Genomic DNA, 14114 nt, shown 5'->3' with positions numbered 1-14114 from the left:
CTAATTGACTTGAAATGACCAATCAATTACTGAGATAATCCCCTCCTTAATTTTGGGGCCAGGTCGTTAGGCGGGGTTTTATTTCAAATTTTAGAGTTCGTTTGTACTAAAAAGATATGGCTGAGAAACGTAATATATTTCTAGTGGGCCCTATGGGGGCTGGCAAAAGCACAATTGGTCGTCACATTGCTGACCAATTACACCTTGAATTTTTCGATTCAGATCAAGAGATCGAGCGTCGTACAGGAGCAGATATTGCTTGGGTATTCGATCTTGAGGGTGAAGAGGGCTTCCGACTTCGTGAAGAAACTGTTATTTCAGACTTAACTGAGATGCAAGGCATTGTCCTTGCTACTGGTGGTGGTTCTGTGATCAGTAAAGAAGTTCGTAATAAGCTTTCTGCTCGAGGTATTGTTGTATACCTAGAGACACCGATCGAAAAGCAGGTTGCACGCACACAGCGCGACAAGCGTCGCCCATTATTGCAAACAGAAGAAGCACCGCGCGATGTATTAGAGCGCTTAGCTGAAGAACGCGAACCGTTATACAAAGAAGTGGCTGATTTTGTTGTCCGCACTGATGAGCAAAGCGCTAAAGTTGTTGCTAATCAAATCATTGAGAAATTAGATTTTTAAAAACCAATAATAAAAAGGAAATTAGCGATGCTTGAATTAACTGTTAATTTGGACGAGCGAAGTTATCCTATTTATATTGGTCAATCTGCACTTCAACAGACAGGTCGACTCCGCGAGCACATTGGCGATTGTCGACCTATCATTATCACCAACGACACCATTGCACCTTTGTATTTAGATGATGTAATGACGTCGTTGGCTGATCTTAATCCGTTATCTTTTGTTATTCCTGATGGTGAGCAATTTAAATCACTGGATTGGTTTGAAAAGATTTCAGCGTTTTTACTTGAGCATAACTGTGGTCGTGACACCTGCTTAATTGCATTAGGCGGGGGTGTTGTAGGTGATTTAACGGGCTTTGTAGCTGCGTGTTATCAGCGTGGTGTGCCGTTTATTCAAATACCGACGACATTGTTGTCGCAAGTAGATTCATCTGTGGGCGGTAAAACAGCGGTTAACCATCCGCTGGGTAAAAACATGATTGGTGCTTTTTACCAACCGCAAGCTGTGTTTATTGATACCAAATCATTGCATACTCTGCCAGAGCGCGAGTTTGCAGCCGGTATGGCAGAAGTAATCAAGTACGGCTTAATCTACGATACAGAGCTATTTGCTTATCTTGAGCAAAATATCGCAAAGTTAAAGTCACTTGACGAGCAAACGCTTCAGCATGTGATTTATCGTTGCTGCGAAATCAAAGCACTTATTGTTGCAGAAGATGAAAAAGAAGCCGGTTTACGTGCACTCCTAAACCTGGGCCATACTTTTGGTCATGCTATTGAAGCACAAATGGGTTACGGTAATTGGTTGCATGGAGAAGCCGTGGCGGCAGGTATGGTGCTTGCAGCCCGACTGGCACACACGCGAGGCGACTTATCAGCATCTGAGGTTGAGCGTATTGTGCAGTTAATATCACAGTATGATTTACCTGTGGATATTCCAAGCGAGATGACCAGTGAGCAGTTTCTGATTCATATGCGCAAAGATAAGAAAAATAAAAAAGGCACCATTCGCTTTATTCTTCCTACACAATTTGGTCAATGTGCGCTGGTCAGTGATGTAACCGATCAGCAGGTCTGTGATTTAATAGCGCGCTAATGCAATCACAAATATTGCCTAGCCGTGCAGCGCTAGTTGATCGTATTGCCCTCCAATTCGAATATGGGCAGAACCTAATATGCTTATTAGGCGCATCAGGATTAGGAAAAAGTTATTTGTTGGAAACGTTTATTACCGACAAATATCTTGAGTTCAACAAAGCATTTGTACAACTTTCTGGCAAGATGACTGATCAACAGTTCATCACTGAACTACTCGAACAAAACTTTCGTAACCCACTGATTGATCACACCCTCAGTTTATCTGAAAACTTTTATCAGCTTTATAAACAACAACCCTGCGGTAATTGTTTGTGGGTGATTGATGGCGGCCGTCATTTATCAGATGAAATGATCCAACAGTTAGAAACGTTAGCAAAACAAAGCCCAACAACCTTATATATTTTGCTTGCCTCACAATCATCGGGGCAGTTTACGCAAGCGGTTGAAATTCATCTTGAAGCATTGAACATAAGTGAAAGTAAGCAGCTAATGCGCTGGTTCTTTGATAACTTACCTGTTGAGGAAGACCCTGTATTCCGTACTTTTTTACAAGAAGCACAGGGCAATCCTGCGTTGCTACTTGCATGGCAACCTGAGCTACAAACCGCTGATATTCGTGCGCCAGAAAAAAGTTATAAGCTGCTGTATATCATTTTAATGTTGTTAACGACCATGCTGTTGATTATTGGCTTTTTATACAAAGCTGATATGACGCAGTGGTGGAAAGCGCATTATCAACAAGATACCGCCTTACCTGTGGAAACGGCACTTTCTACTGACGCTGTTGTTAACTCGCAAAGAGATACCGAACTTAACGCCGGTAAGCAGCCAGAACCAGAACGAGCACCTGAGCTGCCATCGCCAACAGTTGAAACCGCAGAGGTTATTAAGCAACCCGCTGAAAAGCATGAAAATAATGTTGCTGCAATTGTTGATAGCCTCGCGCCAGATAAAACGATTGAGCAACCATCACAACCAATAGAAAAGCCAAGCAGTGATGAAATTGCCGCTGCGCTTACATCTGATGCGAAAAATACTGATAACATTGATTCATTCATAGAAGAGCCTGTGAATGACAAACCGCCACGACTTAGCGGTAATGCTTGGTATTTAGCACAGCCAGACAATAATTTTGTTATTCAGCTATTGGCTGTCACGAACCCACAGATCAGCGAGAAATTTATCGCTGAAAATACCTTACAAGGGCAAGTGAATACTTATAAAAGCATGCGCAGTGGCAAGCCATGGTGGATTGTCACTTATGGCAGTTTTTCGACCTTAAGTGATGCTAAGAAAGCAGCCTTATCACTTTCTGAAAATGTGCGTAAAAATCAGCCTTTTTATAAAAAAATAAGTAAAATTAAACAAGAAATCGCTTCACTAGATCAGTAAATTAAAACTGATTAGTGTAAAATCGCGCAACACTGAATTGAAGTTAAGAGCAGATGCAGCAAAAGACCAGGGCCTTCCTTAAATGGGCAGGCGGAAAATACAGCCTAGTTGAGGACATTCACGCCCGTTTAAAACAAGCGAGTATGAATGCAGACACCTTAGTTGAGCCTTTTGTTGGTGCGGGTTCAGTGTTTTTAAATACTGATTTTAAGCATTATATTTTGAATGATATCAATGCAGATCTCATCAATTTATACACTGAGTTAAAGCGCTCGCCAGATGAGTTTATTAGCGACGCTAAAAAGTTGTTTGTTGAATTAAACAACCACCCAGAAGCTTACTATGAATATCGTGTGCAGTTTAATCAAAGTAGCGATGTGTATGAGCGTGCTATTTTATTCTTATACATGAATCGTCATGGTTATAATGGTCTATGCCGTTATAACTTGAAGGGGATTTTTAACGTCCCCTTTGGAAAATATAAACGTCCCTATTTCCCTGAAAAAGAAATGAGCTTTTTTGCTGAGAAAGCACAGCAAGCTACGTTTACCTGCCTAGGCTATGACGAAGTCTTTAAGCTTATTCCTGAAAACGCTGTTGTGTACTGTGACCCACCGTATGTGCCGCTTAGTAAAACTGCGTCTTTTACGTCATATGCTAAAGGGGGGTTTAACTTAGATGATCAAGCAAACCTAGCAAATTTAGCCGAGCAAGCTGCTTTTGAAAACAATACCCCAGTGCTTATCTCGAATCATGATACGGTCTGGACGCGTAAAATTTACAGCCAAGCATCATTAGACGAGATTCAAGTTAAGCGAACAATCAGCCCTAAAGGCGGTTCACGCAATAAAGTCAATGAGTTAATGGCTATGTATTTAGCACCAAAGACACGGTGAAATAGATAGCAGCGACGAAAAGAATAAATAAGATGAGGGCAATCACAGCGAGGGAGCTGAGTGAATGCTCTTTGAAATCAGCTTGACGTTTGTCTTCTGATTGAACACCAAAAAATGCCGCAACGACACTTTGTAATGCACTAAAGAATTTTTTCATGCGATTTAGAACGTTGAGCCTAAACCGCTAACTTTCTTTGATTCTTCGCTGCTAGTTAACAGTTCAAGTAAATCTAAGTAATGAAATTGAGCACTACGGCTATCGCCCGTTAACCACGAAAACCAACCCGTTTCTTTATTAGTTTGAATACATTGATTAGTCGAAGACGATACAGTAATCGTATTGCATTGACAGTCTGATGTGGCTGCTAGAAATGTATCTTCATCATTTGAAGAAAGTGATACAAAAGCAGTAACTGAAAGTGCGGACGCGATTAAGATCCCAGTTTTAAAAGCACGCATTGTAATAACCTTTGTTTGTGTTATTTAAACAAGCATACATAAAAGTTGTTCAAATAACAAACTTAATTAATGCTGAATTAGATGATTTTTTAGTAAAATTAGCAGCTTGAAGTAAATGAAATGTTTAATTTTTGTTTGTTTTTAGTTGTTGTTAAAAAAGAGGTTATACGCCATGGGTTCGTTCTTTTTACCTAGATTCAATAGTCTAAAAGACTGACTCTATTATTTTGTCGGGCGCTGCGCTTTCGTGCCGGTGTTTAAATCAGCTAACTATTAGGTTACATTAAGCGCACTTTCATTGCTGTAGCAAATTTTAAGGGATCTCTCATGCTGGAAACATTACAAAAGTATTTAATTGCCCCGTCTATTTTATCGGCCGACTTTGCGCGTTTAGGCGAAGATGTCGATCGCGTCTTAACCAGTGGTGCTGATGTTGTACATTTTGATGTAATGGATAACCACTATGTGCCAAACCTGACCTTTGGCCCCATGATTTGCAAAGCATTACGTGACTACGGTGTTACCGCACCGATAGATGTGCATTTAATGGTGAAGCCGGTTGACCGCTTAATTCCTGATTTTGCTGAAGCTGGGGCATCAATTATTAGTTTTCACCCAGAAGCCAGTGAACATATTGACCGCACCTTACAGCTAATTAAAAATTGTGGTTGCCAAGCGGGATTGGTGTTTAATCCTGCAACCAGCCTGAGCTACCTTGAGCATGTACTCGACAAAGTTGATGTGATCTTATTGATGTCGGTAAACCCCGGTTTTGGTGGTCAAAGCTTTATTCCACATACCTTAGACAAGTTACGTCAAGCGCGTAAAATTATTGAACAATCAGGTCGAAATATTCGCCTTGAAGTGGATGGCGGTGTTAATGTGGATAACATTGCAGAAATCGCTGAGGCAGGAGCCGATATGTTTGTTGCCGGTTCTGCTATTTTCAACCAACCTGATTACAAAGAGGTGATCGATAAAATGCGTGCAGAGCTAGGAAACGTTAATTCATGAGATACGATGCTGCCTTTTTTGACCTCGACGGCACGTTAGTCGACAGTGTTTATGATTTGTATATTGCCATGAATTTAACGCTAACAGATTTAGCGTTCCCAGTGGTCACACAAAAATTAGTGGAAGGTTGGGTTGGTAATGGCATAGAAACGCTTGTTAAGCGAGGCTTGAGCGGTGATATGCAAATAAGCGAGCATTTAGATGATGCGTTGGCACAGCAAGCTATCACTCTTTTTTATCAGCATTATGATGAGGTTGTTGGTGATTATAGCGCGCTTTATCAGCACGTTGAGACAGGTCTTGCAGCGCTGGCAAGCATACCCAAAGTCATCATAACCAACAAAGCACGCCGCTTTACTGAAAAACTACTTGATAAGTTGGCACTTACTCATCATTTTCAGTTTATTGTTTGCGGCGATGATATGACAAAAAAACCATCAGCTGAACCGTTACAATTTGCTTGCAGACAACTTAATGTAAGCCCAGAAAAAGCCATTATGATCGGTGACTCTAAAAGCGATGTATTAGCAGCTAAAGCTGCTAATGTTGATGTTATCGCGCTCGGTTATGGTTATAACCAAGGTGAAAACCTTGCTGATTTCAATCCAGAGTACCTCTGTGATAATTTCTTAGATATAATACCTGTTCTTACGCAAAGGTAAGTGCATTTTAAATTTAGTCTTATTAGTTTAGTAAAATAAAGGAACATCATGAGTAAACCAGTAGTGTTAAGTGGCATTCAGCCAACCGGTGGTATGACAATAGGCAACTATGTTGGCGCTATTAACCAGTGGCTTAAGCTACAGGAAGACCACGAAAGTTTCTTTATGCTGGTTGATTTACATGCCATTACTGTACGTCAAGATCCTGAGCAGCTGCGTTCACGTGTTTTAGATGGTATTGCATTGTATGCGGCGTGTGGTATCGACCCTGAAAAATCTGCGTTATTTGTTCAATCTCAAGTGCCAGAGCATGCTCAGCTTAGTTGGGTGTTAAACTGTTATGCGCAAATGGGTGAGCTTAACCGTATGACGCAGTTTAAAGACAAGTCATCAAAGCATGCTAATAACGTAAACGTGGGCTTATTTTCATACCCTGTATTACAAGCCGCTGATATTTTGTTGTATCAAGCTGATCAAGTACCAGTAGGCGAAGACCAAAAGCAGCATTTAGAGCTTACTCGTGATATTGCGACGCGTTTTAATAACCTGTACGGAGATGTATTTAAGCTTCCTGAGCCATACATTCCTGAATTTGGTGCACGTGTAATGAGCTTGCAAGACCCACTAAAGAAAATGTCTAAGTCAGATGAAAATCCAAACGGCTACATCATGTTGTTAGATGAACCGAAGAAGATTGAAAAGAAACTGAAAAAAGCCGTTACTGATTCAGACGAGCAAGCACGTATTTACTTCGACCGTGAAGAAAAACCAGGCGTATCTAATTTACTTACCTTGTTATCAGTTGCCACTAAACGCTCAATCGAAGACTTAGTGCCTGAGTACGAAGATAAAATGTATGGTCACCTGAAAAAAGATACAGCAGCAGCCGTGGTTAGCATGATTGAGCCTATCCAAGCGCGTTTTCATGAAATTCGTGATGATCAAGCGTTACTTAATAGCATCATGAAGTCTGGCGCTGAGAAAGCGAGTATTCGTGCTGAAAAAACATTAAAAGCAGTGTACGACGCGGTGGGTTTTATTCCTCGCCCGTAGTCATATAACAAGGGCGTTTAAAGATATAAAAATACCGCTTATAAGCGGTATTTTTATATCTAAGCGTCTAACAGAAACTCAATGCCATTAAGGCGCTAAATAGGCAAATGAGTGACACAGCATATTTATCTGTTTTTTTCCATTCTACGTTCCTCATCACATTTAAAATATGACTCAATTTTCATCAAAGCTGGTTGGGTATATCTTCAGGTATAAAGGTTGGTGACCTGTTGATAGCGCTACAATAACGGCCTTAGAGGGGGAATGTCGCTTATCAAGATATGAGCAATTTGTTTGATAAGGTTTTTTTAATTGATATCTTTTATTTATCAGTTGGTTATATTTAAATCTTATGAAAGGAAATAAGCTTTTAATCAGTACTTTTTAGTGTTTTTTATTGCTTAGTAGGCTTTGCTTTTACTGCGCTTTCTTTCATTGGTTTAAAAAAGCGCAGTAAGCTAAGTGAGTAGCGTGTTTGAGCCGCTATTTTTTAACGGGCGTAACGCCAGGCGAATCACAAGCGATCACCGAAAAGCGATAGCCATACGGCGCATTGTGATCGGGGGTAATTTGAACAATCTCATAATCATTCAATTCCACAGCTTTACTCGTCTCATCTTTTAAGCAACGAGAGTAACTATCAGCCTCAAAGCTAAAAGCAAACATGGCAATGAGACGTTTGCTGCGCTCAAAGTAGCCCTTGGTATTTAAAAATTGACGTAAGTTTTCAACGGTTTCACTCTCACCATCACTCTCACCCTCACTGTCTATCTCAACATTGCGCTTAGATGGGGGCGTTTCTGCGCTGCTCTTTGGAAGGTGTTGTTCTATTTTTTCACTGAGTTCTTCAACGGCTTTTTGTTGCTCAGAGGGTGACTCTTTTGCTATCGCTTGGCCATCAACAAAGCTTGTAAGAATATTATCAAGCACCTCTTCGGGTGGTTTGTCATTAATGAACGAAGTCAGATTAATAAAGACCACTGACGCTAATATAAAGCGCACTATAGCCGTTAATAATGGTGAATAACTTTGACTAATAAATTTTATTCGCTCTGAGCCAAACGGTTTTATTAATAATAAAATGAAAATATAGAAGGGTAAAAAAAGTTGAAACAACAGCAGGGTACCTAATGTGATCCCCATTGCCCAAGGGGGTAAATACAGTAAGGTGGCAAAGTTATGAGTATAGTTAAAGTGGTTGGCCGACACATGGGTAACGTCATTAACAATGCCACTGGCCCCAGCTAATACAAAGTTCGCGATACTGGCATAGAAAATTAAGATGAGTGCTTTGCCCGCTAAAGAGTGCCACAGCTGATTAAACTTAGGCCAAAATTCAATAACGAGGGCAATGATAGTGATGGTGGCACTGAGCCAGCCTGATTGCAGAACAATCAGGCTGCTTAATGCTAAAAGGTAGAGCTTTTGTGCGGTACTTAAGTTAAACCAAATGGCTTGTATACGTTCAACCAACCTTGTTTTATGAGGTTGCCAGCTGCGCTGCTGTTGTTGAAACTGTTTATTAGCGCGCCACTTCGCTATTTTTAAATACCTACGCACCCAACGTCCTTTTTATAGTAGTGGTTTTAAGTATCTGCCTGTGTGTGAACGTTCGCAATCGGCCACTTCTTCAGGGGTACCCGAAATTAAAATTTCACCGCCGCCAGAGCCCCCTTCAGGGCCTAAATCGACAATCCAGTCAGCAGTTTTGATCACATCAAGATTGTGTTCAATCACTACAATGGTATTGCCATGGTCGCGTAAACGGTGAAGCACCACTAATAATTGCTGAATATCAGCAAAGTGTAAACCTGTTGTAGGTTCATCAAGTATATAGAGTGTTTTACCCGTGTCGCGTTTTGATAGCTCTCGTGCCAGTTTTACACGCTGTGCTTCACCACCCGATAAGGTTGTCGCTGCTTGCCCTAAACGGATATAAGACAAGCCAACATCCATTAGGGTTTGTAGCTTGCGGGCAATCGCGGGAATTTTATCAAAATACTCGCGCGCATCTTCCACGGTCATTTCTAATACTTGGTGAATATTTTTACCTTTGTACTGTACTTCAAGTGTTTCACGGTTGTAGCGCTGACCTTTACATACATCACACGGCACATACACGTCTGGTAAAAAGTGCATTTCTACTTTGATTACGCCATCACCTTGACACGCTTCACAACGACCGCCTTTCACGTTAAAGCTAAAGCGACCGACTTTATAACCTCGTGAGCGGGCTTCTTGGGTGCCAGCAAACAGTTCACGAATACCAGTAAAAATACCGGTGTATGTGGCAGGGTTTGAACGTGGCGTACGGCCAATCGGGCTTTGGTCAATATCAATTACTTTATCAAAGTGTTCAAGACCACTAATCGATTTATACGGTGCGGCCTCTGCGGTCGTTGCACCATTAAGTTCAGTGTGAGCAAGTTTAAATAAGGTGTCGTTGATAAGCGTTGACTTACCAGAACCTGAAACACCTGTGATACAGGTCATCAAACCGAATGGAATTTTTAAATCAACATTCTTTAGGTTATTACCCGTTGCGCCGAATAGCTCAAGCCATTTGTCGTTCGTTGGATGGCGAGTGGTTGGTACTTCAATTTTTTTCACACCCGATAAGTATTGCCCGGTGATAGAGTCTTTGCTCGCTAAAATATCGTCATGCGTACCTTGTGCGATAACATGACCACCATGAACACCGGCACCTGGACCAATATCGATAATGTGATCTGCAGCGCGAATTGCATCTTCATCGTGTTCAACCACTATCACGGTATTCCCTAAATCGCGAAGGTGAATAAGGGTTTTTAGCAAGCGGTCGTTGTCGCGTTGGTGTAAACCAATTGACGGTTCATCCAGTACATACATAACACCAACAAGCCCAGCACCAATTTGGCTTGCCAAGCGAATACGCTGCGCTTCACCGCCCGATAGCGTGTCTGCACTGCGTTCAAGTGATAAGTAGTTTAAGCCAACATTTATTAAAAATGATAAGCGATCACGGATCTCTTTTAAGATTTTATCGGCAATCTGAGCACGCTGACCTGTAAGCGCTAGGCCTTCAAAAAATGCCATACTTTCACCAATACTCATGGTGGTGATAGCTGGCAAATTAGTTTGACCTATGAATACGTGACGAGCCTCTTGGCGTAAACGAGAACCATGACAGCTTGGACATGCTTGGCTGGTTTGATATTTTGCCAGCTCTTCGCGAACTGAGTTTGACTCGGTTTCGCGGTAGCGGCGGTTCATATTATTTAATACACCTTCAAACTCGTGATTACGAGTAATAAGGTCGCCGCGGTCATTTCGATAATTAAAGGCGATTTTGGTTTTACCCGATCCTTCAAGAATGACTTTTTGGGCATCTTTACTTAATTCTTGAAACGGGGCTTCTAGGTCAAAGCCATAGTGTTCAGCCACTGCTTGCAGCATCTGAAAATAATAAAAGCTGCGTTTGTCCCAGCCCTTAATCGCACCGCCCGATAAACTTAGCTCTGGGTTTTGCACCACACGATTGGGATCAAAGTACTGGCGAACCCCTAAACCATCACAGCTTTGACATGCACCAGCAGGATTATTAAACGAGAAAAGGCGAGGCTCAAGCTCGCTCATAGCGTAGCCACATGTTGGACAGGCAAAGTTTGCTGAAAAAAGCATGTCTTCGCTAAGTGAGTCATCCATTGCAGCGACGTGCGCAACACCACTTGAAAGATCAAGGGCTGTTTCGAATGACTCGGCTAAGCGCTGCTGCTGACCATCTTTCACTTTAAAACGATCGACAACCACTTCTATCGTGTGCTTTTTATGCAGCTCTAGCGTGGGAGGATCTGATAAGTCACATACCTCACCATCTATACGGGCACGAATAAAACCTTGACTTGCTAGTTGCTCAAGTAGCTTTACATGCTCACCTTTACGGTCTTTAACCACGGGGGCGAGTAGCATAAGTTTGCTGCCCTCTGGCAGAGCTAAAACCGTGTCGACCATTTGGCTAATTGTTTGTGCTGCCAGTGGTAGGTCGTGGGTAGGGCAACGAGGCTCACCAACACGGGCAAAGAGTAAACGCAGGTAATCGTATATCTCGGTGATTGTGCCAACCGTAGAACGTGGATTGTGCGAGGTTGATTTTTGTTCAATAGAGATAGCCGGTGAAAGACCTTCGATATGATCAACATCAGGCTTTTCCATTAACGATAAAAATTGTCTTGCATAGGCTGAGAGTGATTCTACATAACGACGTTGCCCTTCTGCATACAATGTATCAAACGCTAAAGACGATTTCCCTGAACCAGATAGGCCAGTGATAACTATCAGCTTATCACGGGGAATGGTTAGGCTGATGTCTTTTAAATTGTGCGTACGGGCGCCTCGGACTTCAATGTTTTCCATGCTATCTCGTTTTATTACCAAGTGATTATTTCAGTATCTCACAATACGCGACAAGATTAATCCTTGATCAAAGAAAAAATCCTCACTTACAGGTGATTATTTATTTTTCGCTTGTGGTAGAATCCACGCTTACATTTTAATAGACAGCAAGATTCAGTAATTCATGACAGCATCTTCACTCAACTCCCGAGAAAAACGCGCTGCCGTTTCGTTAGCGAGCGTGTTTGCGTTCCGTATGCTTGGCCTATTTATGTTGATGCCAGTTCTGGCTATTTATGGTCAGCAATTGGAAGGTTTTTCGCCGCTATGGATTGGTTTTGCAATCGGTGCGTATGGTTTAACGCAAGCCGTGTTACAAATTCCAATGGGGTGGTTGTCGGATAAAATAGGCCGTAAAAAAGTGATTATTGGAGGCCTGTGCGTGTTTGCGCTTGGTTCCGTTATTGCTGCCACCGCCGAGTCGGTACAAATGGTGACGTTTGGCCGTGCATTACAAGGTATGGGCGCGATTGCCAGTGCGTTACTAGCTTTGGCTTCAGATTTAAGCCGAGATGAGCAGCGTCCAAAGGTGATGGCTGTTATTGGTATGTGTATTGGTATGAGCTTTGCTGTTGCGATGCTACTAGGGCCAATAGTTGCGGCATCTTGGGGTGTTGCTGGCGTTTTTTGGCTAACAGCTGGGTTGGCCATTTTAGGTATTTTTATTGTCTTGTTTTTGGTTCCAAATGCAGTAAGCAAGGCACCCAAAGGCGACACGCTTGCCACCTTAGATGACATAAAACAATTAATTAAACACCCGCAATTAGCACGTTTAGATTTTGGTGTTATGTTACTTCATCTTACGTTAACCACGGTGTTTGTAGCCTTACCGGGTCAATTAATTAAAGATGGATTAATTGCTGATCATCATTGGTATTTATATATTCCAGTCTTATTTTTAGCGTTTTTCTTAATGGCGCCAATGATGATAGTGGCTATCCGCAAAGAAAAAGAAAAACAGGCGTTTATTGGTTCAATCGCCTTATTAGTATTAAGCATGTTGGCGATGTCATTCTGGGTTGATTCTGTGGTTGGCATCGGTGTGTGTATGTTAGTTTACTTTGTCGCATTTAATTTTTTAGAAGCCACTATGCCTGCATTAGTGTCTCGTATTGCCCCTGCAAACCAGAAAGGCTCTGCCATGGGCGTGTTTTCGTCTACGCAGTTTTTTGGTGCCTTTTTAGGTGGTTTATTGGGGGGCTATGTTGCACAAGCGCTAAGTGCGCAAGCAGTGTTTGCGGCGGCGGCACTTGTTGGGGTAATATGGCTTATCCTTGCTTGGAATATGCAAGTCCCACCAAGAAGTAAAATTATTAGCTTAATGACAGAATTAAGTTCCGAGCAGCAGGCACAAGCGCTTGCTTCTCGTCTAGTTGCTTTACCGGGCGTAATAGAAGCAACGGTTGTTTGCGATGAAAATCGCAGCTATTTAAAGATTAATGATAAAGAATTTGACCTAGACCAAGCACGAAAAGCGGCTGGTTTAATCTAACGTTTAAAGGAGAAGTTCCATGGCACGCGGTGTGAACAAAGTAATCTTGGTTGGTAATTTAGGCCAAGATCCAGAAGTACGTTATATGCCTAATGGCAATGGTGTAGCGAATATCAGCATTGCTACGACTGACAGCTGGAAAGATAAAAACACAGGGCAAATGCAAGAGCGTACAGAATGGCACCGTGTTGTTTTATTTGGCAAGCTAGCTGAAGTAGCGGGTGAGTACCTTCGTAAAGGTTCACAAGTTTATATTGAGGGTCGTTTACAAACACGTAAGTGGACTGATCAATCTGGCCAAGAAAAATTTACCACTGAAATCGTGGTAGACATGGGCGGTCAAATGCAAATGTTAGGTGGCCGTGGTGGCGACCAACAGGGTGGTGGTTATCAAGGTGGCCAATCACAAGGCGGTTACCAAGGTGGTCAACAACAAGGTGGCGGCTATGGTGGCGGTTCGCAGCAAGCGCAAAGCAACAGCTATGCACCTCAGCAGCAGTCAGCACCGGCGCCAGCACAACAACAGCGCCCACAACAACAGCCTGCACCTGCACCGCAGCAAAATAACAACCAATACGGTGGTTATGGCCAACAGCAAAGCAGCGCACCACAGCAAGGTGGTTTTGCTCCTAAGCCACAAAATGCACCACAAGGTGGCGCATCAAACCCAATGGAACCACCAATCGATTTTGACGACGATATCCCGTTCTAGCACCGGGGAAAAGTTAAAGTATTAAGCAAGATACTTTATATAAAGATTGTATTAAGAACCCAGCCTTGGTGCTGGGTTTTTTATTGCTCAAAATAGACCACTTAATTAAGCACAATGGTATAAACGAATGGGGATGGCTTCGAATATGTTTCGGTTACAAAATAATTCTCATTAAGGCATTTTGCTAGGTGTTTAAATTTACGTAACTTTTGACAGCGTTGGTCAGGGGATGAATCAGAAATTTCTTTAAATCGCGCTGCAGCCTTGT

At 42.2% G+C, this 14114-nt stretch carries 13 protein-coding genes; 9 read left to right on the top strand and 4 right to left on the bottom strand.

The features are described 5' to 3' along the window. Positions 1 to 116: 116 nt before the first annotated feature. The 4 genes from aroK to JIG41_RS04255 are packed head-to-tail and all read left to right on the top strand — an operon-like array spanning position 117 to position 4023. Positions 117 to 635, top strand: coding sequence for a shikimate kinase AroK (aroK, locus tag JIG41_RS04270; protein WP_036973192.1), 519 nt, complete (start codon positions 117 to 119; stop codon positions 633 to 635). Between the two features lie 27 nt (positions 636 to 662). Further along, complete coding sequence (aroB, locus tag JIG41_RS04265; RefSeq protein ID WP_036973191.1) at positions 663 to 1733, top strand: 3-dehydroquinate synthase; 1071 nt, start codon at positions 663 to 665, stop codon at positions 1731 to 1733. After that, positions 1733 to 3127, top strand: a complete 1395-nt coding sequence (locus tag JIG41_RS04260; protein WP_036973190.1) for an AAA family ATPase — start codon at positions 1733 to 1735, stop codon at positions 3125 to 3127. The genes aroB and JIG41_RS04260 overlap by 1 nt, the downstream gene beginning before the upstream one ends. 53 nt (positions 3128 to 3180) lie before the next feature. After that, positions 3181 to 4023 (top strand): Dam family site-specific DNA-(adenine-N6)-methyltransferase, encoded by an 843-nt coding sequence (locus JIG41_RS04255; RefSeq protein ID WP_036973188.1) that lies wholly within the window; start codon positions 3181 to 3183, stop codon positions 4021 to 4023. Here the strand turns inward: JIG41_RS04255 and JIG41_RS04250 are convergent. After that, on the bottom strand, positions 3995 to 4180 hold the full coding sequence (locus JIG41_RS04250) for a DUF2970 domain-containing protein (protein WP_074989343.1): 186 nt from the start codon (positions 4178 to 4180) through the stop codon (positions 3995 to 3997). The two genes, JIG41_RS04255 and JIG41_RS04250, sit on opposite strands and share 29 nt — an antisense overlap. A gap of 5 nt (positions 4181 to 4185) precedes the next feature. Beyond that, positions 4186 to 4482 (bottom strand): hypothetical protein, encoded by a 297-nt coding sequence (locus JIG41_RS04245; protein WP_199524298.1) that lies wholly within the window; start codon positions 4480 to 4482, stop codon positions 4186 to 4188. Between the two features lie 327 nt (positions 4483 to 4809). Here JIG41_RS04245 and rpe point away from each other — a divergent pair, with 327 nt between their 5' ends. Genes rpe through trpS form a run of 3 tightly spaced genes read left to right on the top strand, consistent with a single transcriptional unit; the run spans position 4810 to position 7211 of the window. Then, positions 4810 to 5496 (top strand): ribulose-phosphate 3-epimerase, encoded by a 687-nt coding sequence (rpe, locus tag JIG41_RS04240; RefSeq protein ID WP_199524297.1) that lies wholly within the window; start codon positions 4810 to 4812, stop codon positions 5494 to 5496. Continuing rightward, on the top strand, positions 5493 to 6158 hold the full coding sequence (locus tag JIG41_RS04235) for an HAD-IA family hydrolase (RefSeq protein WP_065978303.1): 666 nt from the start codon (positions 5493 to 5495) through the stop codon (positions 6156 to 6158). The genes rpe and JIG41_RS04235 overlap by 4 nt, the downstream gene beginning before the upstream one ends. Positions 6159 to 6206: 48 nt before the next feature. Further along, entirely contained in the window at positions 6207 to 7211 is a 1005-nt protein-coding gene (gene trpS / locus JIG41_RS04230; protein WP_036973183.1) for a tryptophan--tRNA ligase, read from the top strand. 483 nt (positions 7212 to 7694) lie between these two features. On the opposite strand, the gene JIG41_RS04225 is transcribed toward trpS, so the two are convergent. Both JIG41_RS04225 and uvrA read right to left on the bottom strand, forming a co-directional pair. Continuing rightward, a complete protein-coding gene (locus JIG41_RS04225) occupies positions 7695 to 8771 on the bottom strand; it encodes a hypothetical protein (protein ID WP_065978304.1) in 1077 nt (358 codons plus the stop codon). Between the two features lie 12 nt (positions 8772 to 8783). After that, positions 8784 to 11603 carry an excinuclease ABC subunit UvrA gene (gene uvrA / locus JIG41_RS04220; protein ID WP_074989346.1) on the bottom strand — a complete coding sequence of 940 codons (2820 nt, stop codon included), beginning with the start codon at positions 11601 to 11603 and terminating at the stop codon, positions 8784 to 8786. 163 nt (positions 11604 to 11766) lie between these two features. On the opposite strand from uvrA, the gene JIG41_RS04215 reads away from it, so the two are divergent. Both JIG41_RS04215 and ssb read left to right on the top strand, forming a co-directional pair. Continuing rightward, the gene (locus JIG41_RS04215) at positions 11767 to 13134 is read left to right on the top strand and encodes an MFS transporter (RefSeq protein WP_199524296.1); all 1368 of its coding nucleotides are present in this window, start codon (positions 11767 to 11769) and stop codon (positions 13132 to 13134) included. Positions 13135 to 13153: 19 nt separating this feature from the next. Further along, the gene (gene ssb, locus JIG41_RS04210; RefSeq protein ID WP_065978307.1) at positions 13154 to 13846 is read left to right on the top strand and encodes a single-stranded DNA-binding protein; all 693 of its coding nucleotides are present in this window, start codon (positions 13154 to 13156) and stop codon (positions 13844 to 13846) included. Positions 13847 to 14114: the final 268 nt, after the last annotated feature.

Source organism: Pseudoalteromonas sp. bablab_jr011 (assembly GCF_016464045.1).
Lineage (GTDB): Bacteria > Pseudomonadota > Gammaproteobacteria > Enterobacterales > Alteromonadaceae > Pseudoalteromonas > Pseudoalteromonas lipolytica.
The sequence above is the reverse complement of the archived record's forward strand: the minus strand, read 5'-3'. Positions and strand labels throughout refer to the sequence as shown.

Bases quoted from the DNA above. Each gene is read 5' to 3' on its own strand.
- JIG41_RS04250 (WP_074989343.1), bottom strand. From the start codon at position 4,180: ATGAAAAAATTCTTTAGTGCATTACAAAGTGTCGTTGCGGCATTTTTT.
- rpe (WP_199524297.1), top strand. From the start codon at position 4,810: ATGCTGGAAACATTACAAAAGTATTTAATTGCCCCGTCTATTTTATCG.
- JIG41_RS04260 (WP_036973190.1), top strand. From the start codon at position 1,733: ATGCAATCACAAATATTGCCTAGCCGTGCAGCGCTAGTTGATCGTATT.
- JIG41_RS04255 (WP_036973188.1), top strand. From the start codon at position 3,181: ATGCAGCAAAAGACCAGGGCCTTCCTTAAATGGGCAGGCGGAAAATAC.
- ssb (WP_065978307.1), top strand. From the start codon at position 13,154: ATGGCACGCGGTGTGAACAAAGTAATCTTGGTTGGTAATTTAGGCCAA.
- JIG41_RS04235 (WP_065978303.1), top strand. From the start codon at position 5,493: ATGAGATACGATGCTGCCTTTTTTGACCTCGACGGCACGTTAGTCGAC.
- aroK (WP_036973192.1), top strand. From the start codon at position 117: ATGGCTGAGAAACGTAATATATTTCTAGTGGGCCCTATGGGGGCTGGC.
- JIG41_RS04245 (WP_199524298.1), bottom strand. From the start codon at position 4,482: ATGCGTGCTTTTAAAACTGGGATCTTAATCGCGTCCGCACTTTCAGTT.
- trpS (WP_036973183.1), top strand. From the start codon at position 6,207: ATGAGTAAACCAGTAGTGTTAAGTGGCATTCAGCCAACCGGTGGTATG.
- uvrA (WP_074989346.1), bottom strand. From the start codon at position 11,603: ATGGAAAACATTGAAGTCCGAGGCGCCCGTACGCACAATTTAAAAGAC.
- aroB (WP_036973191.1), top strand. From the start codon at position 663: ATGCTTGAATTAACTGTTAATTTGGACGAGCGAAGTTATCCTATTTAT.
- JIG41_RS04215 (WP_199524296.1), top strand. From the start codon at position 11,767: ATGACAGCATCTTCACTCAACTCCCGAGAAAAACGCGCTGCCGTTTCG.